The organism is Propionivibrio soli (genome assembly GCF_025770765.1).
Classification (GTDB): domain Bacteria; phylum Pseudomonadota; class Gammaproteobacteria; order Burkholderiales; family Rhodocyclaceae; genus Propionivibrio; species Propionivibrio soli.
In genome coordinates, this window is sequence record NZ_JANZKY010000002.1 from 186635 (window position 1) to 211452 (window position 24818).

30 protein-coding genes are annotated in these 24818 nt (G+C 58.1%); 12 read left to right on the forward strand and 18 right to left on the reverse strand.

The genetic code is table 11. The features are described from left to right. Nucleotides 1–15 precede the first annotated feature (15 nt). Nucleotides 16–834, forward strand: a complete 819-nt coding sequence (folE2, locus tag NZ453_RS02855; RefSeq protein ID WP_263768809.1) for a GTP cyclohydrolase FolE2 — start codon at nucleotides 16–18, stop codon at nucleotides 832–834. Between the two features lie 70 nt (nucleotides 835–904). Here folE2 and rplS read toward each other — a convergent pair whose 3' ends face one another. From rplS to rpsP, 4 genes are read right to left on the reverse strand one after another with little or no spacing between them, the layout of a single operon-like run. After that, nucleotides 905–1285, reverse strand: coding sequence for a 50S ribosomal protein L19 (gene rplS, locus NZ453_RS02860; protein ID WP_263768810.1), 381 nt, complete (start codon nucleotides 1283–1285; stop codon nucleotides 905–907). Beyond that, nucleotides 1263–2066 (reverse strand): tRNA (guanosine(37)-N1)-methyltransferase TrmD, encoded by an 804-nt coding sequence (gene trmD, locus NZ453_RS02865; RefSeq protein WP_263768812.1) that lies wholly within the window; start codon nucleotides 2064–2066, stop codon nucleotides 1263–1265. The genes rplS and trmD overlap by 23 nt, the downstream gene beginning before the upstream one ends. A gap of 50 nt (nucleotides 2067–2116) precedes the next feature. Continuing rightward, nucleotides 2117–2638 carry a ribosome maturation factor RimM gene (gene rimM, locus NZ453_RS02870; RefSeq protein WP_263768814.1) on the reverse strand — a complete coding sequence of 174 codons (522 nt, stop codon included), beginning with the start codon at nucleotides 2636–2638 and terminating at the stop codon, nucleotides 2117–2119. Between the two features lie 13 nt (nucleotides 2639–2651). Next, nucleotides 2652–2906 (reverse strand): 30S ribosomal protein S16, encoded by a 255-nt coding sequence (gene rpsP / locus NZ453_RS02875; protein ID WP_263768815.1) that lies wholly within the window; start codon nucleotides 2904–2906, stop codon nucleotides 2652–2654. Between the two features lie 189 nt (nucleotides 2907–3095). On the opposite strand from rpsP, the gene NZ453_RS02880 reads away from it, so the two are divergent. Continuing rightward, nucleotides 3096–4598 carry a hypothetical protein gene (locus NZ453_RS02880; protein ID WP_263768816.1) on the forward strand — a complete coding sequence of 501 codons (1503 nt, stop codon included), beginning with the start codon at nucleotides 3096–3098 and terminating at the stop codon, nucleotides 4596–4598. Between the two features lie 9 nt (nucleotides 4599–4607). On the opposite strand, the gene NZ453_RS02885 is transcribed toward NZ453_RS02880, so the two are convergent. Beyond that, nucleotides 4608–5432, reverse strand: coding sequence for a YihY family inner membrane protein (locus NZ453_RS02885; RefSeq protein ID WP_263768817.1), 825 nt, complete (start codon nucleotides 5430–5432; stop codon nucleotides 4608–4610). Nucleotides 5433–5482: 50 nt separating this feature from the next. Here NZ453_RS02885 and NZ453_RS02890 point away from each other — a divergent pair, with 50 nt between their 5' ends. Then, a complete protein-coding gene (locus NZ453_RS02890; protein ID WP_263768818.1) occupies nucleotides 5483–5830 on the forward strand; it encodes a DUF2069 domain-containing protein in 348 nt (115 codons plus the stop codon). A gap of 28 nt (nucleotides 5831–5858) precedes the next feature. On the opposite strand, the gene NZ453_RS02895 is transcribed toward NZ453_RS02890, so the two are convergent. From NZ453_RS02895 to NZ453_RS02915, 5 genes are all read right to left on the reverse strand, one after another. After that, the gene (locus NZ453_RS02895) at nucleotides 5859–6497 is read right to left on the reverse strand and encodes a phosphatidylserine decarboxylase (RefSeq protein WP_263768819.1); all 639 of its coding nucleotides are present in this window, start codon (nucleotides 6495–6497) and stop codon (nucleotides 5859–5861) included. 91 nt (nucleotides 6498–6588) lie between these two features. Then, nucleotides 6589–7605, reverse strand: coding sequence for a ketol-acid reductoisomerase (gene ilvC, locus NZ453_RS02900; protein WP_263768820.1), 1017 nt, complete (start codon nucleotides 7603–7605; stop codon nucleotides 6589–6591). A 42-nt stretch (nucleotides 7606–7647) separates the two neighbouring features. Beyond that, the gene (gene ilvN, locus NZ453_RS02905; protein WP_263768821.1) at nucleotides 7648–8139 is read right to left on the reverse strand and encodes an acetolactate synthase small subunit; all 492 of its coding nucleotides are present in this window, start codon (nucleotides 8137–8139) and stop codon (nucleotides 7648–7650) included. A 9-nt stretch (nucleotides 8140–8148) separates the two neighbouring features. Beyond that, nucleotides 8149–9846, reverse strand: coding sequence for a biosynthetic-type acetolactate synthase large subunit (gene ilvB / locus NZ453_RS02910; protein WP_263768822.1), 1698 nt, complete (start codon nucleotides 9844–9846; stop codon nucleotides 8149–8151). Further along, nucleotides 9843–10091, reverse strand: coding sequence for a hypothetical protein (locus NZ453_RS02915; protein WP_263769025.1), 249 nt, complete (start codon nucleotides 10089–10091; stop codon nucleotides 9843–9845). Before NZ453_RS02915 ends, ilvB begins: the two co-directional genes overlap by 4 nt. On the opposite strand from NZ453_RS02915, the gene NZ453_RS02920 reads away from it, so the two are divergent. Genes NZ453_RS02920 through NZ453_RS02935 form a run of 4 tightly spaced genes read left to right on the forward strand, consistent with a single transcriptional unit; the run spans nucleotide 10006 to nucleotide 11991 of the window. Next, nucleotides 10006–10551 carry an RNA polymerase sigma factor gene (locus NZ453_RS02920; protein ID WP_263768823.1) on the forward strand — a complete coding sequence of 182 codons (546 nt, stop codon included), beginning with the start codon at nucleotides 10006–10008 and terminating at the stop codon, nucleotides 10549–10551. The two genes, NZ453_RS02915 and NZ453_RS02920, sit on opposite strands and share 86 nt — an antisense overlap. Next, the gene (locus NZ453_RS02925) at nucleotides 10548–10925 is read left to right on the forward strand and encodes a DUF3619 family protein (protein WP_263768824.1); all 378 of its coding nucleotides are present in this window, start codon (nucleotides 10548–10550) and stop codon (nucleotides 10923–10925) included. Before NZ453_RS02920 ends, NZ453_RS02925 begins: the two co-directional genes overlap by 4 nt. Further along, nucleotides 10898–11530: a DUF3106 domain-containing protein gene (locus NZ453_RS02930; RefSeq protein WP_263768825.1), complete on the forward strand. Its 633-nt coding sequence runs from the start codon at nucleotides 10898–10900 to the stop codon at nucleotides 11528–11530. Before NZ453_RS02925 ends, NZ453_RS02930 begins: the two co-directional genes overlap by 28 nt. Beyond that, complete coding sequence (locus tag NZ453_RS02935) at nucleotides 11527–11991, forward strand: RDD family protein (protein ID WP_263768826.1); 465 nt, start codon at nucleotides 11527–11529, stop codon at nucleotides 11989–11991. Before NZ453_RS02930 ends, NZ453_RS02935 begins: the two co-directional genes overlap by 4 nt. Nucleotides 11992–12066: 75 nt before the next feature. On the opposite strand, the gene lptG is transcribed toward NZ453_RS02935, so the two are convergent. Beyond that, entirely contained in the window at nucleotides 12067–13140 is a 1074-nt protein-coding gene (lptG, locus tag NZ453_RS02940; RefSeq protein ID WP_263768827.1) for an LPS export ABC transporter permease LptG, read from the reverse strand. Then, a complete protein-coding gene (lptF, locus tag NZ453_RS02945; RefSeq protein WP_263768829.1) occupies nucleotides 13137–14216 on the reverse strand; it encodes an LPS export ABC transporter permease LptF in 1080 nt (359 codons plus the stop codon). Before lptF ends, lptG begins: the two co-directional genes overlap by 4 nt. Nucleotides 14217–14289: 73 nt before the next feature. Here lptF and NZ453_RS02950 point away from each other — a divergent pair, with 73 nt between their 5' ends. From NZ453_RS02950 to NZ453_RS02970, 5 genes are all read left to right on the forward strand, one after another. Next, nucleotides 14290–15804, forward strand: a complete 1515-nt coding sequence (locus NZ453_RS02950) for a leucyl aminopeptidase (protein WP_263768830.1) — start codon at nucleotides 14290–14292, stop codon at nucleotides 15802–15804. A 9-nt stretch (nucleotides 15805–15813) separates the two neighbouring features. Next, complete coding sequence (locus tag NZ453_RS02955; protein WP_263768831.1) at nucleotides 15814–16239, forward strand: DNA polymerase III subunit chi; 426 nt, start codon at nucleotides 15814–15816, stop codon at nucleotides 16237–16239. Continuing rightward, on the forward strand, nucleotides 16239–16682 hold the full coding sequence (locus NZ453_RS02960) for a hypothetical protein (protein ID WP_263768832.1): 444 nt from the start codon (nucleotides 16239–16241) through the stop codon (nucleotides 16680–16682). Before NZ453_RS02955 ends, NZ453_RS02960 begins: the two co-directional genes overlap by 1 nt. A 78-nt stretch (nucleotides 16683–16760) precedes the next feature. Continuing rightward, entirely contained in the window at nucleotides 16761–19577 is a 2817-nt protein-coding gene (locus tag NZ453_RS02965) for a valine--tRNA ligase (RefSeq protein ID WP_263768833.1), read from the forward strand. A 75-nt stretch (nucleotides 19578–19652) separates the two neighbouring features. Beyond that, entirely contained in the window at nucleotides 19653–19955 is a 303-nt protein-coding gene (locus NZ453_RS02970; protein WP_263768834.1) for a hypothetical protein, read from the forward strand. A 223-nt stretch (nucleotides 19956–20178) separates the two neighbouring features. Here NZ453_RS02970 and NZ453_RS02975 read toward each other — a convergent pair whose 3' ends face one another. From NZ453_RS02975 to NZ453_RS03000, 6 genes are all read right to left on the reverse strand, one after another. Continuing rightward, nucleotides 20179–20631: an excinuclease ATPase subunit gene (locus NZ453_RS02975; protein ID WP_263768835.1), complete on the reverse strand. Its 453-nt coding sequence runs from the start codon at nucleotides 20629–20631 to the stop codon at nucleotides 20179–20181. A 29-nt stretch (nucleotides 20632–20660) separates the two neighbouring features. Then, entirely contained in the window at nucleotides 20661–21869 is a 1209-nt protein-coding gene (locus NZ453_RS02980) for a beta-ketoacyl synthase N-terminal-like domain-containing protein (protein WP_263768836.1), read from the reverse strand. Nucleotides 21870–21901: 32 nt separating this feature from the next. Beyond that, complete coding sequence (locus NZ453_RS02985; RefSeq protein WP_263768837.1) at nucleotides 21902–22321, reverse strand: hypothetical protein; 420 nt, start codon at nucleotides 22319–22321, stop codon at nucleotides 21902–21904. Between the two features lie 88 nt (nucleotides 22322–22409). Continuing rightward, a complete protein-coding gene (locus tag NZ453_RS02990; protein ID WP_263768838.1) occupies nucleotides 22410–23630 on the reverse strand; it encodes a beta-ketoacyl-ACP synthase in 1221 nt (406 codons plus the stop codon). Then, nucleotides 23630–24358, reverse strand: a complete 729-nt coding sequence (locus NZ453_RS02995) for a 3-ketoacyl-ACP reductase FabG2 (RefSeq protein WP_263768839.1) — start codon at nucleotides 24356–24358, stop codon at nucleotides 23630–23632. Before NZ453_RS02995 ends, NZ453_RS02990 begins: the two co-directional genes overlap by 1 nt. Beyond that, nucleotides 24355–24816 (reverse strand): hotdog family protein, encoded by a 462-nt coding sequence (locus NZ453_RS03000; RefSeq protein WP_263768840.1) that lies wholly within the window; start codon nucleotides 24814–24816, stop codon nucleotides 24355–24357. Before NZ453_RS03000 ends, NZ453_RS02995 begins: the two co-directional genes overlap by 4 nt. Nucleotides 24817–24818 lie beyond the last annotated feature (2 nt).

A 24818-nucleotide genomic window follows, 5' to 3' on the forward strand; every position in this document is an offset into this window, starting at 1 on the left:
ACTACTGGATTACTCATGAACGCTCCACACGCGCCCAACGTCCCCGCCGCCATGGCGGACGTCCAAAACCTTACGGACACTCGACGCATCGCCATCAACCGGGTGGGGATCAAGTCGATCCGCCACCCCGTTAAGGTCCTAGACCGCTCGGGTGGTATCCAGCATACGATCGCCGTCTTCAATATGTATGTCGGACTGCCTCACAATTTCAAGGGCACCCACATGTCGCGGTTCGTGGAAATACTCAATAGCCAGGAACGCGAGATTTCGGTTGAGAACTTCCCGATGATGCTTCGCGACATGGTGCACAAGCTTGAAGCAGAAACTGGTCACATCGAGATGAGCTTCCCGTACTTCATGAACAAGGCCGCCCCTGTGTCTGGGGTGCAAAGCTTGATGGATTACGACGTAACTCTGACCGGCGAAATCTGCCACGGAGAAATTGCTTCGACGCTGAAGGTGGTCGTTCCCGTCACCAGCCTGTGCCCCTGCTCCAAGAAGATATCGGAGCACGGAGCGCACAACCAACGGTCGCACGTGACCGTAACGGCGCGACTCCGAAAACGCGTCTGGATTGAAGAAGTCGTGGAAATGGTGGAAGCAGAAGCCTCGTGCGAGCTCTATGGCCTGCTCAAACGGCCCGACGAAAAATATGTTACGGAACGCGCCTACGATAACCCGAAGTTTGTCGAGGACATGGTACGGGACGTTGCGGCCCGGCTAAACGCCGAGCAGCGCATTCATTCCTACGTCGTCGAATCAGAGAATTTCGAGTCGATTCACAACCATTCCGCCTACGCACTGATAGAAAACGTCAACGCACCGCTCCGCTGACCAATCAAACGTGGGGCATGAAAAAGCGGAGCCGTGGCTCCGCTTTTTTTGACGCTGGAGTGCGCTTACTTTAGGCGTTCGCTGCCGCCTTATGCTTGTGTGCGAGCTTTTCCTTGATCCGTGCAGACTTCCCGGAACGCTCGCGGAGGTAGTACAGCTTGGCGCGACGAACATCTCCCCGGCGCTTCACCTCAATGGCCGCAACGAGCGGAGAATAGGTCTGGAACGTACGCTCCACGCCTTCACCCGACGAAATCTTGCGGACGATAAAACTCGAATTGAGGCCGCGGTTACGCTTGGCGATGACGACGCCTTCGTACGCCTGCAGACGCTCCCGCGTGCCTTCCTTAACCTTCACCTGCACAACCACCGTATCCCCCGGAGCGAAATCCGGGATGGTCTTGCCCAGGCGGGCGATTTCTTCTTGCTCAAGTTGCGCTATCAGATTCATTGTTGAACTCCTTTTTGATTTCCTGACCGCATTGCTCCTGAAACAGCGCCAGGAGTTGCGTTTCCTCTTTCGACATAGACCGCCCTTCTAGTAAATCAGGGCGCCTCTGCCACGTACGCCCCAGCGCCTTCTGCAGACGCCAACGACGTATCCCTTCGTGATGCCCTGACAACAAAACCTCGGGCACCCGCAACCCTTTGTACTCTTCGGGCCGCGTGTAGTGGGGGCAATCAAGCAAGCCCTCCACAAACGAATCCTGTGCCGCAGAGTCCGAATCGTTTAGGACCCCCGGCAGTTGCCTGACGACAGCATCAAGCAGCGCCATAGCTGGAATCTCGCCCCCAGAAAGGACAAAATCCCCGATCGATATCTCTTCGTCGACGCAACGTTCGATCAAGCGCTCGTCGATTCCCTCGTACCTCCCACAAAGCAAGATCAAACCTTGCTCACTCGCGGTATCAACGAACCGCATTACGCGCTCGTGCGTCAAACGCTTGCCTTGTGGCGAGAGACAAACCACCCGGCTGGCTCCCATCCCCGCCACTCGTTGACGGCTTTTAGCCGCTTCGATCGCGGCTTCCAATGGGCCGGGCATCATCACCATCCCAGGACCACCACCATAGGGTCGATCATCGACCGTCCGGTGAATATCCTCCGTGAAATCCCGCGGATTCCACAACTGCAAGGACCACAACCCGCGGTCCAAAGCTCGCCGGGTTACTCCAGACTGGGAGAGCGCGGCAAACATCTCGGGAAACAACGTGACGACATCCGCCGTCAACCGCGCTCCCCTCAGCGCCTCTGCTTCGCATTGCGCCACGCCGATCGCCCTTACCAATCAGCTTCCCAATCAACCAAGATGCGGCGATTGGCAATATCCACATCGCGAACGATGGCGGCAACGAAAGGCAGCAATCGCTCCTTTTCACTTCCGTCAGCCACTCGCAGGACGTCATTGGCTGCCGTTTCGATCAAACCAACGACCCGCCCGAGCGATTCGTCGCGAGAATTTCGCACTTCCAGGCCAATCAGGTCGGCCCAGTAATACTCATCTTTCCCCGCAGGCGGCAATTCCGCCTTTGGAACCCCAACCAAAAGGCCATCAATCGCCTCGGCCGCCGTCCGGTTCGTGACATCTTCGAACTGCGCGACGAGCATGTCGGCATGTACCTTACAGCTTCGCAGCCGCTTGCACCGCCAGGATGCGGGAGCATCCGGATCTTCGCCGAGATACCATTGACGAAGTTTTGCCCAACCTGACGCGTCGTCCGCAAACGGATGGATCTTTACCGCGCCACGCAAGCCATACGGTTCGACTATCTTGCCAAGGACGACAATATCCTCGGCGGACACACACGGGTTCTGATCAGGCTGCAACCGGAGCGCCGAGCTGCTTCACCAGACGGGCCACGGTCAGCGAGACTTGGGCGCCTTGTTGTTGCCAGTAGTTCAGGCGGTCCGAAGCGATGCGCAGCCCTTCTTCCTTCTCGGTCGCGATCGGATTGTAGAAACCGATACGTTCGATGAAGCGGCCGTCACGACGGGTCCGGGAGTCGGCAACAACGACGCTGTAGAAGGGACGCTTTTTCGCGCCACCACGGGCGAGACGAATAACAACCATAGGATTTATTCCGAACTCACAAAAAGGGCGTGATTATAACAAGAAGCCGCGAAAAAACAAGCGGCTAATGAATACTGAGCGTGTCGGCTGCCTTCCGGAAGCGTTCGACCGTACAATGATTCAACGTAGTACAACGAGCGACCAAACAACAAAAAACCATCGCATCAACCACATCGGAGGGAGGGCGCAATGAGCGACTCGGCTGTAGACGAACAGCATGGCGGCATAAACACATTTCCCGAAGGGCCGGTTGAAGCCATTCTCCTTTGGCTCACAGCGCCGCCAACAAGCCCTTCCGAGGAACTGGCACTACTGCATGACCATGTGCGTGCACAGCGTGGTGCTCCGATCGCGATTTTGCCTGAAGAGATTCAACATCGTGCTTTCAAGCGCTTGCGGCGTGCGTTCGATGAGCTGCTTCCAGTCCTTACCGAAATCTCGTTGCCGATCAGTCGCAAGACCCGGCAAATGGTACGCCGCATCCTTGATATTACGGCGGCGTTTGGGTGTGGAGACTCGCTCGATTCAGAAGAAAGAAATGGAAAAGCATCATCATCAATCCACCCAGCCCCTCTCGCTCTTGTATCGCTGCAGCGTAGATTGCAGGCCCTGCACTGGCACCTTTTGGTCAGCAATCTTGCCGCTACTCCGGCCGCGCTAGGTATTTGGCGGTGCCTGCATAAAATGCACGAAGCCATTCTCGCGGAACAACTTGACGAGTCGGCAGCAGCACACGTCAAGTCGACCTATTATTCGGCCGTGCTTCTCGCTTGTGCCCAGCCAGCGTCGTTCACTGCGGCGGAAGTCGGTTTTGTCACAGCCTACCTGGACCGATACGCTAACGAAATCGAGCCGCTAGATAGCCCAACGAATGGGCCAGCCGCTTTCTGGATCGACCGTAACCAAGACTGCCCGGCAATCGCCTGTTCGCGAAAGAGCGCTCCTCAAGGCACCAATGCACACTATTTTTCTTCTAGCAAGCTCGTTGCTCTGACGAAGCAAAAGCTCGCCGAACTGGACGCCGGAACATCCCCAGAGCAGATTGCCCTGCCCGAATATGCGGGAAGTCGAGCAGGACGCGGGGTTCTGCGGCGCCTTATCGCCTATTGGGGCGAACCGGCAAAACGCCGCTTCCCTCGCCGCCGACAAAGCTACCGTGCTGTACTTTGCCCCGGACTGCCCAACCTTTGCCGTTTGCTACAACCACAAAGCCCATCAGCTGCAGACGTCTCAACGTGGATGATCATCAACGAGTCGCCCGACGGCTATGCCGCGATGCACGTATCTGGAGAGACGGGGCCGATAGGCGTCGGCGACGTTGTCGCCATGCGCACCGAGTCTAGCGATCACTGGCAAATCTGCATCGTGCGCTGGGCGGTTTCCGAGAATCAGGAACACCTTGAAATCGGGCTGCAGATCCTCTCCACGCGTGCCGTGCCTGCGATCTTGGCTCTGCCCGGGACGTCTGGGCGAAAAAAAGTGCCGGTCCTCCTCCTACCTCAGGTCCGCGTGCTCTGTCCGATTGAGCGCATTGTGGTCCCGGCCCACATGCTGGATGACGCCCCGGGAAAAATCGTCCTCGTGATCGAAAAGGACAATATCGAGATACGCGAGATCACTGGCGCCGAAATCCACGAACAAAATAGCTTCGTGGAAGTACTGTCGATCGAACCCGCTCCGCTTAGCGTCTAAGCACGGCGCTCACTCGTTCTTGTGGAATTCGTGCAGAGTCGCGGCAATCAGGGCGCCTACAAGAATCACCGCCCAAGAAAGGTATAGCCAAACGAGGAAAATCGGAATAGTTGCGAACGCACCGTAAATGAGCGTATACGAGGGAAAATTCGAGAGGTACAACCCGAATCCCTTTTGCATCACGAGGAAGCCGAGTGCCGCGAAAAGGCCCGCCCACAGCCCATCGCGAAGTTTTACCCGCTTGTTCGGGACCGCGACGTACAGCCCGGCGAAAAAGAGTGCCGTGACCGCCACGCCAGTCAGTCTCAATAGCAAGCCACGCAGCCAGGGCGGCTCGTCGATCAGGCCGAGTGATGTCGTCACCGCGACGGATACGGCGGCGATCACGCCAGCCACAGCGATCGGCCACAAGGCGAGAACGGCCCCATATACCCGTAAGCGTCGCCACCAGCGGCGGTTCTGTGAGACACCCCACACGTGATTGAAGGCGCGCTCGATGGTGCGCAGCAAGGCATACACGGTAGCCACGAGGAAGAGCAGCCCCACCACGGTGACGTTCCCAGCGTTGTGGGAAAACTCGAGTACATATTGAACGATCATTCCGGCGCTACGTTCCGGCAAGAAGTTGCGTACGAGAAACTGATCGAACTGCCCCACCATGCCAAGAAACGCGGGCATTACCGACATGATCGCAAAAACCACCGCGACCAAAGGCACGATGGACAGCAGAGTAGTAAATGCGAGGCTCGCGCTAATCTGCGCAAAATCCTCCTCGATGAAGCGGCGAACGATCCTCGTAACGAACGGGATGAACAGCGAAAGCAGGTCGGTCATGCCACTATGATAACCTGCGTTTTTGGCCTGATTCGCCTTCACTACGCACGATGACAGCGCGCACCTATTGTCTGACCGCATCCGGCTGCCTAATTGCACTGACCTTTCTCTGTTTTGCCTGGGAAGCCCGTCTCGCGCCCGTCCAGCCCGGCGGCTCGTGGCTGGTTCTCAAATGCCTGCCATTACTGGCACCGCTCTTCGGCATCCTCCACGGCAAGCGATACACCTATCAGTGGTCCTCGATGCTCATCCTTGCCTATGTGACGGAAGGCATCGTCCGCGCCACCACTGAGCAAGGGCAAGCACGATGGCTGGCCATTTCGGAGATCGCCTTGTCCCTGGTCTTTTTCGTCGCCGCGATCGGATTTGTGCGCCGGACCGCACGGCCACGGAATTGAATTACGGCAGGCCGAACTGCCCGGGTGCTTACTCGGGTAGTTCGGCAAGAACCGTACTGGTCGCCGAAACCTTGTCGCCGATCACAACCTTGACCTTGCTGCCCAGCGGCATATACACGTCGACGCGGGAGCCGAAACGGATGAACCCGTAACGCTGGCCGGCTGCCAGGGCTGTCCCCGGTTCCACGTAATTGAGAATACGACGAGCGACGAGCCCCGCGATCTGCACGCAAGTAAGGTCGTGTCCTCGCGTCGTCCTTAAATGCAAGGCGCATCGCTCATTTTCCAGCGATGCTTTGGCCAGTGCCGCGTTGAGAAAGCTTCCCGGCTTGTACCATTTTTGCTGTACGGTGCATTCGATCGGGGACCGGTTGGAATGCACGTTGAACACGTTCATAAAAACGCTGACCTTGAGCGCACGACGGCCGAGGTAGGGATCCTCGCTTTCCTCCACGACGACAATACGCCCGTCCGCCGGAGCCAAAACGCTGTCCGGCCCTCCGGCAACGACCCGTCCCGGGTCGCGGAAAAACTGGACGCAAAAGACGAAGAGTATCCAGAAGGGTATCGACCAAGCGCCCATGGAGGACAACAGCAACGCCAGGATCAAGGTTGCGGCGATGAAAGGCCAGCCTTCCTTGGCAATAATCGGGTGAGGATAGTTCATGCGCAGCCTGCCATCGGTAATGGTTTGAGGAAAAGACAGGGGCGAGGAGGGCCGCTTTGCCGGCCTTCCTCGCCCCTTGATTCAGATGCCGTCAGTTCTTGGTCTGGTCAACAAGTTTGTTCTTCTTGATCCACGGCATCATATCGCGCAGCTTGCCGCCGACGATCTCGATCGGGTGAGCAGCCATCAAACGGCGGCGGGCCGTCATCGAGGGATAGTTCGTTTTACCTTCCTGAATAAACGCCTTGGCGTAGTCGCCATTCTGGATACGCTTCAGGGCCTCGCGCATTGCGCGCCGCGACTCGTCGTTGATCACTTCAGGGCCGGTCACGTACTCACCGTATTCGGCGTTGTTCGAGATCGAATAGTTCATGTTCGCGATGCCGCCTTCGTACATCAGGTCAACGATCAGCTTGAGTTCGTGCAGGCACTCAAAATAGGCCATTTCAGGTGCATAGCCCGCCTCGACCAGCGTTTCGAAGCCCGCCTTCACCAACTCGACGGCGCCGCCGCACAGCACAGTCTGCTCGCCGAAAAGGTCGGTTTCCGTTTCTTCACGGAAATTCGTCTCGATCACGCCACCCTTCGTGCCGCCGTTAGCCGCTGCATACGACAGAGCGATGTCCTTGGCCTTCTTCGAAACGTCTTGATGGACCGCGATCAGCGATGGAACTCCACCTCCTTTGAGGTATTCCGAGCGCACGGTGTGGCCCGGCCCTTTGGGCGCGATCATAATGACATCCAAGTCGGCGCGCGGCACCACCTGGTTGTAATGAACATTGAAGCCGTGGGCAAACGCGAGGGCCGCCCCTTTCTTGATATTCGGTTCGACGTCGCTGTAGTACACGCCCGGGATGCTTTCATCCGGCAGCAGCATCATGACGACATCGGCGCCCTTCACGGCCTTGGCCACTTCCTCGACCTTGAGGCCCGCCTTTTCCGCCTTCGTCCACGAAGCACCACCCTTGCGCAAGCCGACTGTTACCTTGACGCCAGAATCGCTCAGGTTTTGCGCATGCGCATGGCCTTGGGAGCCGTATCCCACGATCGTGACCTTCTTACCCTTTATCAGAGAGAGGTCGGCGTCCTTGTCGTAATAAACTTTCATGGTGTCCCTTTCATGGAAAATAGGCTTTAGAAAAACAGCCGGTCAAACTTTTAGGATTCTGTCGCCGCGTCCGATTCCGCTGACGCCCGTGCGCACGGTTTCGAGGATCAAGTCGCGGTTGATCGCCTGGATGAACGAGTCGAGCTTGGATCCGCTGCCAGTCAATTCGATGACGTAGGTGGTTTCCGTCACGTCGATAATGTTCCCGCGGAAAATGTCCGCCATGCGCTTCATTTCTTCGCGGTCCTTGCCTGACGCGCGAACCTTGATCAGCATCAACTCCCGCTCGAGATGCGCCGCTTCGGAAAGGTCGACGACTTTGACGACGTCGATCAATTTGTTCAGCTGTTTGGTGATCTGCTCGATCACCTCGTCACTGCCGCTCGTGACGATCGTTAGTCGCGACAACGAGGGATCTTCGGTTGGCGCCACCGTAAGGGTTTCGATGTTGTAGCCACGCGCCGAGAACAACCCCGCCACGCGCGAAAGAGCGCCGGCTTCGTTTTCCAACAAAATCGATATGATGTGTCGCATCGCGCCCCCTTACAGATCTTCGTCCGCCAGTATCATTTCGGACAACCCTTTGCCTGCTGCGACCATCGGGAAGACATTGGCCTCACGGCAAGTGCGTATGTCGAGGAAAACCAAGTCATCCTTGTGCTCTACGAAGGCCTTGCGCAAGGCTGGTTCCACGTCCTCCGACTTCTCGACGCGGATGCCGACGTGGCCGTATGCCTCGGCTAGTTTTACGAAATCAGGCAGCGAATCCATGTAGGTTTGCGAATACCGCCGGCTGTAGAACATCTCTTGCCACTGCCGCACCATTCCTAGATAGCGGTTGTTCAGGTTGATGATCTTGATCGGTAGCCCGAATTGCTTCGCCGTCGAGAGCTCCTGAATACACATCTGAATCGAGCCGTCCCCGGTGACGCAGGCAACAGCCCGATCCGGGTTGGCCAAGGAAGCACCGATCGCGTACGGGAGACCAACACCCATCGTTCCCAAGCCCCCAGAGGTCAACCAACGCCTCGGCGTATCGAACTTGTAGTACTGCGCCGACCACATCTGATGTTGGCCGACATCAGTTGCGACAATCGCTTCGCCGCGAGTGACCTCCCATAGCTTCTCGATCACGTATTGCGGCATGATTTCGTCGCTGCTCCGGTACTTAAGGCACTGCTTGCTGCGCCACCCCTCGATTTCCTGCCACCAAGCCGATATATCCGCTTTAGGCTGGTTGTCTTCGAGCAGTTTGAGCATTTCCTCGAGCACATCGCGAACGTTCCCTACAATCGGCACGTCAACGCGAACCCGTTTGGAGATCGACGAAGGATCAATATCGACATGAATGATCTTGCGCGGCACCGAACTGAAGTTCTCCGGGTTGCCGATAACGCGGTCGTCGAAACGCGTTCCGATCGCCAGAAGCACGTCGCAATGCTGCATGGCTAGGTTGGCCTCTACGGTCCCGTGCATACCGAGCATACCGAGGAATTTCGGGTCGCTCGCTGGGTAGCCGCCAAGCCCCATCAGTGTGTTGGTGATCGGGAAACCCAAGCGGCGAACCAAAGCTGTTAGTTCGGGCGCAGCATCCGAAAGCACCACCCCGCCTCCCGTATAGATGACCGGTCGCTTTGCCTTCAGTAAAAGTTGAACCGCTTTTTTGATTTGGCCCGAATGCCCACGTACGACGGGGTTGTACGACCGCATGTGGATTTCCTGCGGGTAGGCAAACTCGCACTTCGCCGCCGTGACATCTTTCGGAATATCGACGACGACAGGCCCTGGACGGCCACTATTGGCAATATAGAACGCCTTCTTCATGGTGTCCGCGATATCGCGGACGTCTTTGATGAGGAAGTTGTGCTTCACGCACGGGCGGGTAATACCGACAGTATCGCACTCCTGAAACGCATCCTGACCGATATACGAGGTCGGCACCTGCCCGGAAATGACGACCAACGGAATGGAGTCCATATAGGCGGTCGCGATCCCGGTCACGGCGTTCGTCGCGCCCGGCCCAGAGGTCACCAACGCCACACCGACTTTGTTCGACGAGCGGGACATCGCATCCGCCGCGTGCACGGCCGCCTGTTCATGCCTGACTAGAACATGCTTGATTTTGTCCTGCTTGAACAATTCGTCGTAAATATGTAAGACCGATCCCCCCGGGTACCCGAATACGTATTCAACCTTTTCTTCCTGCAGGCACCTGATTACAATCTCCGCACCGGTCATCATGGACCACCCCCGTATTTCGCTGCAAAATTCTCGAAAAAGCCAGTAACGTTAAAGCCTGCACCGCGATAGGTCAAGGCTTCCACCGATACCGGCCGACTTTTGAGGGTGTCGGCCCACCCAACAAGACCAAGGATCGCAACTCTGGCCAGCCAAAGGGAATTGTCGGATTTTCTCGCCTCGTCGGAACGACGCGCTTTCAAACAAGCGATGTTCGCGGTACGCAACGAGGAGTCGGCGCTCGACATCGTGCAGGACTCCATGATGAAGCTCGCCGAGAAGTACGGCGATCGGCCGGCCGAGGAATTCCCGATGCTGTTCCAGCGGATCATTCAAAACACCATCCGCGACCATTACCGGCGGACGAAAGTCCGGTCCCTCTGGACAACGTTGTTGTCTTCGTTCTCACCGGACGACGACGAGGATCATGATCCGTTGGAAACCATCGAGGCGGAAATGGCGTCCACGGCACACAACACGCCAGACGGAGAACTGCAACAGTCACAAATCCTGTTAATCATTGAAAACGAGATAAAATCGCTCCCCCCGCGTCAACGTGAAGCGTTCCTGATGCGTTATTGGGAGGACATGGACGTTGCGGAAACCGCGTCCGCAATGGGCTGCTCAGAAGGCAGCGTAAAGACGCACTGCTCGCGTGCCACACACACGCTGGCAGCGGCATTGAAGGCAAAAGGCATCACGTTATGAACGAACTCGAATTCGGGCAGAGGATCAGGCAGCAGTTGAACAGCGGCCTGCAAGATATCCATCCGGCAACGGCTCACCGCCTTAAAACGGCAAGGGAACGTGCTCTCGCATGCCAGAAGGTGGCCGTCCACCAATCAGCGCTCGTTGCGGTGGGTACGTTCATTCAACATCGATTCGACAACTTGCGCCTGACGCAGGTTTTGGCGGCATTCGCGTTGCTCCTTGGGGTCGCCCTTTCCACGGCATGGGTGGCAGATCAGCGGGTAGCTGAGCTTGGGGATATCGACAGCGCGTTGCTGAGCAATGATTTGCCGGTCGCCGCGTTTACGGACCGGGGCTTCGACGCATGGCTAAAGCGCACCTCGCCGGAGTAATATTCGGCTGCGTTTTAACCACCCTCGGTTGGGCGGCAACGTCCAGCCCCACGCTCATTGCGACTCCTCCACAGCCGAGTTGGAGCGAGCTTTCCGTTCAGCAGAAGATCATTCTCGCTCCCCTCAGTGACGACTGGGATTCGTTAGAGTATTACCGCCAAAAGAAATGGCTGGGCATTGCGGCGCGCTTTGCCACCATGTCACCTGAAGAGCAGCGCCGGATTCAAGTCCAGATGCAGGAATGGGGCAAGCTGACTTCCGAGCAAAGACAAGAAGCCCGGGAGAAATTTATCTCTGCAAGCCGTTTATCTGAAGAGAAAAAGCGGGAACTCAAGCAAAAGTGGGAGGAATACTTGAATCTTCCCGCAGAGGAAAAGGAAAAGCTCAAGCAGCAAGCCGCACAGGCGGAAAGCAAACCAGTGCCGAAACCCGGCCGAACTCCCGCCATGGCGGCTACCGCTCCCCGGCCTACCGGATCTCCCGCGGGGAACCCGCCCGCCGCCGCGCCACAATTGGCGCCGCCGGTCACAACAGCGACGTCTGATACCGCGTCGTCACCTTCTCCGGCAATCCACCCTTCCGCTGAACCCGCTGCGGCGAAGTGAGCTTCTCTGCACTGCGGGAACAACAACCGCAACGACCAGGATTCTGGCGGCGCGTTGGTGCGCTCGGATATGAGTCACTCCTGCTCTGTGCTGTGGTCGGTGTGGCCGTGGTGGCTCCTCACGTCTTAATCGGCATCCTGACTCGACGTATCGCGGCCGGTCCCGTGCTCTGGTTGCATCTTTTTCTCGTTCTATTTGTTTACTTCGGTTGGTTCTGGAGCAGCGGAAGGCAAACACTGGCAATGAAAACCTGGGGGCTTCGCTTAAGCGACAGCCGTGGAGTTCCCATAAAGCCGACGCGAGCCGCCCTGCGTTATCTCTATGCCTGGCTGAGTTTCTTAACGTGTGGAGCCGGTTTTTTGTGGGCGATTATCGATCGTGACGGGCAGTACCTGCATGATCGGCTCGCACACACCCGGCTGCTCTATGTGCCTCGCGTACCGCGCACTGAGCAAAAATAGCATAGCCACTAAATCGGCGCAGTGATCACAAACCCGCTCGATGCTGACCGCTGAAGCACCATTTGGATCGATCTGTCAGCGTCGTTCAGCCCACCAGATCATAGTGACTGCCGCGAGCATGAAAAGCGCAGAGGGCGCCACGGCGCTGACAAACGGGGACCAGCTGTTGATCGCACCGAGGTTGGAGAAAAGCCCGTTCAGCATGTGGAAGAATACGCCGATCATCACCCCCGAGAATATCTTGAAGCTAACACCGCTCACGCGGTTATGGGTGTAGCCGAACGGCAAGGCAAGAGCAACCATCACCAACGCCGCCAACGGGTAGATAATCTTCTTCCATAGCGCGATGTCGTAGCGTTGCGTCTTCTGGCTGTTTTCGGAAAGATGTTTGATATAAGAGGAAAGATGGAGCAACGACATTCGCTCCGGAGACACCATCAATACGGCCAGAATGTCGGGGTTCAGAGCCGATTTCCAATCCATGTCCGGGAGCCGAATCACTTCCGCACGATCTCCGTGCAGCACCGTGCGAACAACGCCTGTTAACCGCCAACTCGCCGGGGACACATAAACGCCTTCCGCCGCATCGGTGACCGAGCGCAATTGGGCTGTCTGGTCGAAATCGTAAATTCGAATCCCGCGCAGGCGGGTATCCGGCAAAACGACCTGGACGTTGATAAAGCTCCTCTCGTCCTTGACCCACAGTCCACTATTCAGATCCTGGCCGACGGTCCTTCCTTTTTGGCGCAGCTTCAACTGCTGAGCAGCGCGCTCAGCTGGCGGCGCCACCGCTTCCCCAATAAAGAACGTAAGCAACGCAAACACGAGCGCTACTTGGAATAGCCCGGCAAGCAAGTCGCTCGTGGACATCCCTGACGCACGAAGAACGGTAATCTCTGAATGCCGGGCCAGCGTAGAGAGGGCATATAGTGTCCCGATGAGCACCGCAACAGGCATCAGTTCGTATACCCGGCCGGGCATGCGCAACAGTACGAAGGCCAGCGCGTGATGCAACTGATACGCCCCTTCACCGACACTTTTGACCTCGTTAATCATGTCGAAAAAGCCGAACAGGGCAAGGAAGCCGGCGAGAACAAGGGCAATTCCAGCCGCGACTTCCCGAGCTAGATAACGACGGTAGATCTTCATCGGAAAAATCGCGCGAAGGAGAGGATGGCAATGCGCCGGTAGAACAACAATGGCAGCAAACACAACATCAATAGATGGACGGTAACCAGACCGGCAATAAATGAAATGCGGCCGCTTGCCACCCAAGCCTGACTAATCGTCAGCAGGTTGCTGTAAACGAGGTACGAAAAAAGAGCCAGCAACATGTTGGCCGAACGTCCGGCTCTCGGATTGACGAATGAAAGCGGGACAGCGAGTAAGGCCAGTATCACGGCCGAAATCGGGACGCTGAGGCGTGAAAGCAGTTCCGCCCGATACCTGGGCTGATCGTTCTCCAGTAGTTCCTGCGTTGGTGTGTTCCGCGGCGTTTTTTCGATTCCGCGCGCCTCCTTGGTTTCAATGCGGATAGCGTAACGAGCATATTCGAGAACCCGGAATTCAGGAGTTCCCGGCTCAACTTCATAGCGGCGGCCATTCTCAAGTACGAGGAAGCGATCACCATTGGTCGCAATCTCCTGACGTCCTCTTGCGGCCATGGTCACCCCAAGGCGCTGATTCTGTACGGACGTCACAAATACGTTTTTTACGTAACTTTCGTCATCGGCCACTGCCTCGACGAATATGACTCGGTCTCCCGAGGAAGACTCCTGAAAAGCGCCTGGCGTTGCCTGACCTGCGTCACGGCGGGTATCGAGGTTGCCACGGTATTCCGCACTTTTCGTCAACGCCCAAGGTGAAACGACAAGCGACAAAGCGCCGATAGCGACAACCAATGGAAGAATGAAAACCAGCACGGGACGAATCCACGCTGCCAGGGAAACGCCGGACGAGAACCAGACAACCATTTCCGAATCACGATAGCTTCGCGATAGCGCCAGAAGAATCGCGATGAATGCCGATAGTGAAAGCAGGGTCGGAATGTAATGCAACGCCGAAAAACCGAGAAGCGCGACGACGGCCTCAGGAGCGATCGAGCCCTGCGCGGCTTCGCCGAGAAAGCGGATCAATTGCGTAGTCAGCAGGATCGCGAAAAGGGCAATGAAAACGCCGGCCGCCGACTGCGTGAACTCGCGCCGAATGGCACGATCGAAGATCATTTTTTGACTTTAACGAAAAACTGCAGAGATAATCAAAGTTTGCCGCGCGATCAAGCAGCGGAAGGAGTCGCCCGTGGAATTTAGCATAAAAAGCGGAAGCCCGGAAAAGCAACGTACCGCGTGCGTTGTCGTCGGCGTTTTCGAACCCCGCAAGTTGAGCCTAGCCGCTGAGCTCGTCGATAACGTTTCCGGGCATTATCTTTCCGATGTCATACGCCGGGGCGATATGGACGGCAAAGCCGGATCCACACTGTTGCTGCATAACGTCCCATCCATGTTGTGCGATCGCGTACTGCTCGTAGGGCTTGGTAAAGAGAAGGACTTCCGAGACAAGGAGTATGGCGCCGCAATCCGTACGGCCATCAAGACATTGAACGACACCGGCGCATCCGAGGCAACGCTGTTTTTGACTGAATTAGCGATCAAGAAGCGTAGCGTTCCATGGCGCATACGTCAGGCCGCCATGGCGGCCGAGGAAACCGTTTACCGGTTTGACGAATTCAAGAGCAAGAAGGGTGAAGCCCGGCGCTTGCGCAAACTGACACTTACCATTGAACGCCGAAGCGAGCTCGCCGTCGCCGAGGAAGCTTTACGGCAAGGGAAAGCCATCGCCAGCGGCGTGGAACTCGCCCGCCGGCTTGGCAATCTCCCGGGAAACGTCTGTACACCGAGCTATCTTGCGGAAACCGCGCAGCAGATGGCGGTTGAGCACGGACTTGAGTGCCAGATTCTGGACCGCACCGAGATGGAAACGCTCGGCATGAACTCGTTCCTCTCCGTGGCCAAGGGCTCCGCTCAGCCGCCAAAATTGATCGTCCTTCATTACAAAGGTGCTGGCACAGAAAACACGGACAAAGGGGCCCGGAACAAGCCGGTCGTACTCGTTGGTAAGGGCATTACGTTCGACTCGGGCGGCATCTCGCTCAAACCCGGGGCGGACATGGACGAGATGAAATTCGACATGTGCGGGGCTGCAGCTGTGTTGGGAACCTTGCAGACCGTCGCAGAAATGAAGTTGCCCCTCGATCTAGTCGCCATCGTACCAACGACCGAAAACATGCCGAGCGGCACGGCATGCAAGCCAGGCGACATCGTCACTTCGATGTCCGGGCAAACGATCGAGGTCCTGAACACGGATGCCGAGGGCCGCCTTATCCTCTGCGACGCCCTGACCTATGCGGAACGTTTCACGCCGGGAACAGTGATCGACGTAGCCACGCTAACTGGTGCCTGTGTCATCGCCCTCGGACATGTGGCCACGGGGCTTTTCGCCAACGACGAAGGACTCTCTCGCGAGCTTGCTCACGCGGGCGACGAAGCGCTCGACCGCGCATGGCCGATGCCGCTTTGGGATGATTATCAGGATCTGCTGAAGAGCAATTTCGCCGATATGGCGAATATCGGCGGTCGTGCGGCGGGGAGCGTTTCAGCGGCCTGTTTCCTTTCCCGTTTCGCGAAAAAATTCGCTTGGGCACACCTGGACATCGCCGGCACGGCATGGAAATCGGGAGCCGACAAAGGGGCCACCGGACGGCCCGTCCCCTTGCTCGCCCATTATCTTTTGAAGCGCGCCGGCAAGCTCGGTTAAGCGATCAAATTGACGCAAATATTCTTCTATCACAACGCGGCCGACCGGATCGGCGCGACCGCTGCTCTCATTAGCCGCGCGTACGCGCAACGCAAGACGCTGCTCGTCTATGCCCCCGAGGCCGAGGTCGCGGGCGCACTGGATCGCCACCTGTGGATGTATCCTCCCGGCGGATTCGTTCCGCACGTCAGAGGCGACTCGCCGCTTGCCGGCGAAACTCCCATCGTTATCGCGGATTCGATCGAAGCCATACCGCACAGTGAGCGTCTGTTCAATCTGGCCCCGCATGTTCCGCCCGGGTTTTTGCGCTTTACGAGCCTGATCGAGGTCGTCGGTCGTGAAGAGGCCGACCGGCTCGCCGGCCGCGAACGAGTAAAGTTTTATCGGGATCGCGGATACGAGATCAGGTACTTCGATTTGACGGAGAAGCATTGATGGCCAACGGCGACGGTTTCGACCGCGCAAGAGCGTTTTCCTCAGCCAGCGGGACGCCTAGCGATAACGGCGGTGGGACTCGTCGGCGCCGCAATTTCATCGCACGCGCTGTGTCACAGGAAGCCCCCGTCACGCTTCCAGGCCGTGAAGAGGACGATATCCCCGTGTTGACCGAGGTGGTGTCCGAGGAAACAGGGGGGCCCGTGCGCGACGAGTCGGTACTCGACGACGAGCGTGTGGCGTTGCTGGCCACCGAGATGGCCGAGGCGGTCGGTCGCCAACTGGCCGCCGAATTGCCGACTTTGATCGAGGCGACGCTGATCACCGCCGGCCAGGATCTGCGAGCCGGGATTGCGTCCACGATGGAAACAGCGCTGCGCGATTTCGCCGCTCGGCGCAAGCAGCTTCGCCTCCCCTTCGAAGATCCCGATTTCGGCAAGTAATAACCTGACCGGGCGAAAGGGCGGGCAGGCCCATCCGGTATAATTCCTGGTTTTCCTCATTCGCTTTGCCCGCATTCTATGGAACTCGCCAAGAGCTTTGAACCGGCCGACATCGAGCGTCGCTGGTACCCCGAGTGGGAGAACAAAGGCTATTTCGCCGCTGGGCTCGACGCCGATAAGCCCAACGCTTTCTGCATTCTGTTACCGCCGCCGAACGTCACCGGCACCCTGCACATGGGGCACGGCTTCAATCAGGCCATCATGGACGCGCTCACGCGCTACCACCGTATGCGCGGCGACAACACGCTGTGGCAGCCGGGTACAGACCACGCGGGTATCGCCACGCAGATCGTCGTCGAACGCCAGCTCGATGCGCAAGGCATTTCGCGCCACGACCTTGGTCGCGAGAGGTTCCTGGAAAAAGTCTGGGAATGGAAGGAGTACTCCGGCAACACCATCACCCGCCAGATGCGTCGCCTCGGCACGTCGCCGGATTGGTCGCGTGAGCGTTTCACGATGGACGCCGGCCTGTCCAAGATCGTCACTGAGACCTTCGTCCGCCTCTACAACGAAGGTCTCATCTACCGCGGCAAGCGGCTGGTGAACTGGGATCCGGTATTGCACACGGCGGTCTCCGACCTGGAAGTGGTGCAGGAAGAAGAAGATGGCTTCATGTGGCACATCCGTTACCCGCTGGCTGATGGCTCTGGCGAACTGACAGTCGCCACCACCCGCCCGGAAACGATGCTCGGCGACACCGCCGTGATGGTGCACCCGGAGGATGAGCGCTACAAACACCTGATCGGCAAGATGGTGAAGCTACCGCTCACCGACCGCGAAATCCCGATCATCGCCGACGCCTACGTCGATCTCGAATTCGGCACGGGCTGCGTCAAGGTCACGCCGGCGCACGATTTCAACGACTATGCGGTCAGCCAGCGGCACAAGCTGCCGATCATTTCCATTCTCACGCTCGACGCCAAGATCAACGAGAACGCGCCCGAGAAGTTTCGCGGCATGGACCGCTTCGACGCGCGCAAGGCCGTTGTCGCCGACCTCGAAGCGCTCGGCATTTTGGTCAAGACCGACAAGCATAAACTTAAGGTACCACGTGGCGACCGCACCGGCGTCGTCATCGAGCCGATGCTCACCGACCAATGGTTCGTCGCCATGTCGAAGCCTGGTGCAGATGGCACCAGCATCGTCGGCAAGGCGCTCGAATGCGTCGCCTCGGGGGAGATCAAGTTCGTCCCGGAAAACTGGGTGAACACCTACAACCAGTGGCTCAACAACATCCAGGACTGGTGCATCTCGCGCCAGTTGTGGTGGGGCCACCAGATACCGGCGTGGTACGACGAGCAAGGCAATGTCTACGTCGCCCACAACGAGGCAGAAGCCAAGGCGCAGGCGGCCGCCAAGGGCATCAGCGGCACGCTCACGCGCGACCCCGACGTGCTTGACACCTGGTATTCCTCGGCCCTGTGGCCGTTCTCGACGCTCGACTGGACACCCGAGTGGCCGGAAAAGTCGAACCCGGCGCTCGATCTCTACCTGCCGTCGACGGTACTCGTGACCGGTTTCGATATCATCTTCTTCTGGGTGGCACGCATGGTCATGATGACCAAGCACATCACCGGCAAGATTCCGTTCAAGCACGTCTACGTGCACGGTCTGATCCGCGACGCGGAAGGCCAGAAGATGAGCAAGTCCAAGGGCAACGTGCTCGACCCGATCGACCTGATCGACGGCATCGGCATCGAGGACTTGGTCAAGAAGCGCACCACCGGCCTGATGAACCCGAAGCAGGCCGAGCAGATCGAGAAGCGCACGCGCAAGGAGTTCCCGGAAGGCATTCCGTCCTTCGGCACCGACGCGCTGCGTTTCACCTTCCTCTCGCTCGCCAGCCCCGGCCGCGACATCAAGTTCGACCTGCACCGCTGCGAAGGCTATCGCAACTTTTGCAACAAGCTGTGGAACGCCACGCGCTTCGTGCTGATGAACACCGAAGGCCAGGATTGCGGCATCGATCCGCAAGCTGTGCCCGAGATGAGTCCCGACGGCCTGCACTTCTCGTTCGCCGACCGCTGGATCGTCAGCAAGCTGCAACGCACCGAAGCCGAAGTCGCGCAGCATTTCGCCGACTACCGCTTCGACCTGCTGGCCCGCGCCATTTATGAATTCGTCTGGGACGAGTTCTGCGACTGGTATCTGGAACTCGCCAAGGTTCAGATCCAATCGGGCGATGCCAATGCGGCACGCGCCACGCGGCGCACTTTGCTGCGCGTTCTGGAAACCGTGCTGCGCCTCGCGCACCCCTTGATTCCGTTCATCACGGAAGAACTGTGGCAAGCAGTGGCTCCGCTGGCACACAAGAAAGCCGCTGCCTCGGTGATGCTTTCGGCCTACCCCAAGGCGGATCCGCTGAAATTCAACGAAGCCAGCGAAATCAAGGTGCAGCAGCTCAAGGATTTGGCCTACGCGTGCCGTAATCTGCGTGGGGAAATGGGCATTTCGCCGGCGCAGAAGGTTCCCCTCATCGCGACCGGCAACGCCGAGGTTCTCGAGCGGTGCGCGCCGTATTTGAAGGCGCTGGCAAAGCTTTCGGAGGTGCAAATCGTCGACCGCATGCCGGAAGACGCCAACGCGCCGGTTGCGGTCGTCGGCGAAATGCGCCTGATGCTCAAGATCGAGATTGACGTGGCCGCGGAAACCGAGCGTCTGACAAAGGAGATCGCGCGTTTGGAAGGCGAGGTTACAAAAGCCAAGGCGAAGCTCAGCAACGAAAGCTTTGTCGCCCGCGCTCCGGCTCAGGTCGTCGAACAGGAAAAGAAGCGGCTCGCCGACTTCACGGCGACGGCGGAAAAACTACGCGAGCAACTGACACGTTTGCGTTAAGAGAGGGCCGACACCGAACGTAGCCTCCAGTACTTCTCGGACATTACCGATGCATATGCCGGCGAGCGCGTTTCCGTGGCATTCAAGGGAGAAGCTCCTTACGCGGCCCCCGACGTGATTGCGGACAACGTCCGTACTGAGTGTAATCTCCCGGCCTATCAGGGCGCGGCGTTTGAGCGGGCTGCCGAAGCTGCCGGTATTCAGATAGAGCGCAAAAGCACCAAGGACCTGCCTGGCGCACCTCGCGCCATCCGCTTGCAGATTCTCAACGCTCTTTCCGCCGGAAACGCATTTATGGGCCACCGGAAACAGGTGACCCTTACGGCCAAGCTATATCGCGATGGTGCAGAGGTTTCAACGTTCAAAGCGACGCGATAATCGATGGGAGGAATCGCCGCGGGATTCAAGGGATCATGTGCTGTCCTGGAACGCTGTGCGGACACCCTCGGCGAGGACTTGGCGCGCTGGCTGAAAGGGCAAAGCACTATCGTGGAACCGGCGGGGGACTCGAAAAAATCCCCACTTCCGGCGGTGGAAGCAAAAACGACCGCAGGAACGACCCTGTGAGGAGTCGTCGCTAAAGGCGCATCCCTCGCGATCGTTACTTGCCGAGCGTAACGACGCGTCCTTTGAGGGCGACACCCGAGACCACGGCGCCGCTACCGCACATGTACTCGATCTCGCTGCTCCGCTCGTTGTTTTTGTAGTTGCTCTTGATGTCGATGATGGCGTTGCCACCCTCCTTGACTGCACGCTCCTGCAACTCAAGTACGGCACTCAGGAAGACCCATTCGCACGCTTCCTTATCCGATTTTCCGAAGGCGTTCGTTTTCTTGTTCGTTTTCCACTCACCGAAGTCTTTCACGACGGCCGAATGCTTCTGATTTCCGAAGTAGAGTTTGATGTCCGGATTGAGTTTCTCCTTGGCCTCCGGCACGTTAAGCGCGTCTTGCAAAGGCCACATGGCTTGTTCATCTCGCGCTGCCACCGGACCAGCGCTCACGGCTAACACAGTCATCAAGACAGCCAGAACGGATAGCGGACGTCTATTCATTTTCTTCTCCTTTCGAAACTCTGCTGTTGTCAGGCGGGTAACCGCCGAAATACGAGGCTCGCGTTGGTGCCCCCGAACCCCAAGCTGTTCGACATGATCGAATCGGCCTTTCGATCGACAGACTGATACAGGAGGGGCAGGCCGGCGCAGGCATCATCCGGTTTCTCTATGTTGGAGCAACCGGCCAGAAAGCCGCGATCGAGCATGAGCACGCAGTAAATCGCTTCGTGCGCACCCGAAGCAGCGATCGGGTGCCCAGTCAAACCTTTGGTCGACGAAATGTAGGGGATGTCCCCGTCAAAAGTCTGGCGAATAGCTTGAAGCTCGCTGGTATCCCCGGCCGGTGTCGACGTTGCATGGGCGTTGATGTAGTCGATCCTGCCGCCGGCTTCAGACCACGCCAAATGCATCGCCCGCGCAGCACCTTCTGCAGACGGGGTCACCATATCGGCACCATCGCAAGAGGCACCATAACCCGCGATTTCGGCATAGATGCGCGCTTTCCGTGCGACGGCATGGTCAAGTTCCTCTAGAACGAGCACCCCAGCACCACCCGCGATGACGAAACCATCACGGTCGGCATCAAACGGGCGTGATGCGGACGCGTCGTTATATGCCGTCGACAACGCGCCCATCGCATCGAACAGCGCTGTCGAGGTCCAGCGTACCTCTTCCGCGCCGCCGACGATCATTACATCCTGCTTGCCAAATGCGATCAGCTCGGCACCTTGCCCAATGCAATGAGCCCCTGTGGAACAGGCCGAGGTTATTGAATAGCTGACGCCCTGGATTCCGAAGGCCGTCGACAGGCAAGCGGAGGTGGTGCTCCCCATCACCCGCGGGACGATGTACGGAAGCACTTTGCCAAGCCCGCCCTCACGCAACTTATCAAGGGCGGTGAGGTGTTCGTAGGGGGAGCCGACTCCTGATCCAACGACAAGGCCTGTACGCGGGTGCGACACGTCGAGCAACGTAAGCTGGGCATCGTCCAGCGCTTTTCGGGCAGCATGGTAAGCATAGAGAGACGCGTCGCCCATGAACCGCCGCACTTTGCGGTCCGGGGCCGGTTCTCCGCCAACATCCGGAATGCCGGCGACATGGCTGCACAGACCGAGTTCAACGTATTCCGGGACTCGGACGATACCGGACTTTCCGAACTGCAATGCGGTCGTGACGGCGTCTAGATCGTTTCCAATACAGGAGACGATCCCCATGCCCGTAATGACGACTCGCCGCATTGTTTCATCTGTCCTTCTGATCAATAGGCGCGTTACATTCTCATAAATTCTATTCGGATCGCCTCTTTCATCTCATTGACATAACCGTTGTAGCGAGGATGAATCGAAGGCTGGCCATCGACGGTGGCGTAGTTCAGGTTGATGCTGTCACGATACGTGAGGGAGTAACTCTGCGGCTTGTAGGCAATTTCAACAAACATCGAGTGTCTGTCGCGGTTCCAACTCAACGACGCAATCATTTTCCCATCGGGCTGCTCGGTCACCACCCATTTCCGTCGTTCGGCGACGGCGCGGATTCCCTGCTTAACCTCGTCTGTCGTCAGTACCTTGCCGCTTCCGGTGGTGATGGGAACGTCGACATAGTTCACGATGGGTTCCGGAGCTCTAGCCGCGGAAGCACCACCTGAGAAGGTGAGGACGAAGGCGAACAAAAACCAGCTTACGAACTTCATTTTTTTCTCCCCATAAAATAAACATTCACCGGCACGCGAAACGGCAAAGCGGGCTTGCCGTACTGCGCACAAGACAAGCTAATTGTTTCTAGACGCGCTTGAACACGAGCGACGTATTCAAACCGCCGAACGCAAAATTGTTGCTCATCACAAACTCGGTATCGATGGACCGGCCTTCGGCGAGGTAGTCGAGCGTCGCACACGCCGAATCGACGTTCTGCAAGTTGATCGTCGGCGCAAAGAACGCTCGGCGCATCATCTCGATGGCCCACCATGCCTCGATCGCGCCGCACGCACCGAGCGTATGGCCGAGGTAGCTTTTCATTGAACTGATCGGTTTGCCTTCGCCGAGAACGCTCGCCGTCGCCTGGCTTTCCGCGATATCGCCACGGTCCGTCGCTGTGCCGTGAGCACTCACATAGCCGATCGCCGCGGCATCGATACTCGCGTCATTGAGTGCCTGGCGCATGACAATCGCCATCGTGGCGCTTTCCGGCTGGGTAACATGTACGCCGTCCGAATTGCTGGCAAAACCAACGATTTCCGCATAGATCGTCGCGCCGCGCGCCCTCGCATGTTCATATTCCTCGAGCACAAGCGTCGCCGCCCCTTCTCCAACCACGAGTCCGTCGCGATCGCGATCGAACGGCCTGGGTGTGGTGTGCGGCGAGTCATTACGACAGCTCGTGGCAAACAAGGTGTCAAACACCGCAGCGCTCGGCGCCGACAGTTCCTCGGCCCCACCGGCCAGCATCATCGCCTGTCGCCCGAACCGGATTGACTCGTAAGCGTAGCCGATCCCCTGGCTTCCCGATGTGCATGCGCTCGAGGTCGGTATGACACGGCCCTTGAGGCCAAAGTAGAGTCCTACATTCACCGCGGTCGTATGCGGCATCATCTGGATATAGCTTGTCGACGTAACACCCTGCATCGAGCCCGATTCGAGCATGTGCCCGAAAGTACGCACAGGCTCTATGCTTCCGGACGACGACCCGTAGGCGATGCCCATCCGGCCATCACGAATCGATGGATCGTCGAGCAGGCCCGCATCACCGAGCGCCATCTCGCTGGCCCGAACGGCCATCAGCGACACGCGTCCCATCGAACGTACCATCTTGCGCGGATAGTGGGCCGGAGTCTGGAAGTCGTCGACCGGAGCCCCCAAGCGCGTATTCAGCATTTCGAAGTAATCCCACTCCGGCATGCGTCGAACACCGCTGCGACGCGCTTGTAGGTTGCCTTCAATCGCTTCCCAGTTATCACCCAAAGCTGTAATCCCGGCCATGCCGGTCACAACGACGCGCTTCATCAAATCATTCCCCCATTGACTCCGAGCACCTGTCGCGTGATGTACGACGCATCGTCGGACATCAGAAACGAAACCGCCGCAGCCACTTCCTCCGCGCGGCCGATACGACGCATCGGAATCACGCGCGCCATATCGTCTATCGGCAGGTCGTTTGTCATGTCTGTCTCGATCAACCCGGGAGCGACGCAGTTCACCGTAATGTCGCGACTTGCCAGTTCGACAGCGAGTGCTTTCGTCGCCCCGATGAGCCCCGCCTTGGCTGCACTGTAGTTGACCTGCCCGCGGTTGCCAGCGACTCCGGACACCGACGCGACAGTGACGATCCGCCCACCTTGCTTGAGCCGCACGAGAGGCATGGTCAGAGGGTGCACAACGTTGAAAAAACCGTCAAGGCTCGTATCGACCACGTCGTCCCAGTCCTCCCCCGAAAGGGCCGGGAAGGCATTGTCTCGCGTTATGCCCGCATTGCATACGACGCCGTAATAGGCCCCATGCTTCTCAATATCGCTCTCCAGCAATCGGCGCGACTCGGCCCGATCTCTCACATCGAAGGTCAGTACAGACGCCAAGCCGCCTGCGGCAGTAATCTCTTGCGCGACTCTCTCTGCTTCCGCCAACGCCTGACGGCAATGTACGGTGACGGCGAAGCCGTCGCGCCCGAGACGCAGGGCAATCGCGCGTCCGAGTCCTCGACTTGATCCCGTGATCAAAACCCGGCGTTGCTTCATTGTTTGTTACTCCGCATGAAAGTCTCGAAATCCTCGGGTTCATAGGCCTTGAGGACGGCCTCGGCCAGGGTTATGCCACCTGATTCGATGGTGCATTCGTACGCGGCAAGTCCCCCTGGGTCGCACATGATCTGAGTGGCACGTAACGTCAGGGGTGACCCAGCTACAAACGCTGCCGCCGACGACCTATAACTTCGGGTACCGAGAAGCGCTCCCATTTTTGGCGGCAGACCGGAGAGGCGCTTCTCTAGCGCGACATGGGCGGCGATCGCCTGTGCCATGAGTTCCAGGCCGATCCACGCTGGCATATTGCCGTCCGCATCGACGTACCAAGCATCGCTTCGCGGCGTGTACTCGGCCATCACTGTCGCTCCAGCAAAGTCGACAACTCGATCGAGCAGCAGGAGGCTGCCCCGGTGCGGAATCAGTTCTTCAATGACTGGAAAATCGGTCGCCATAG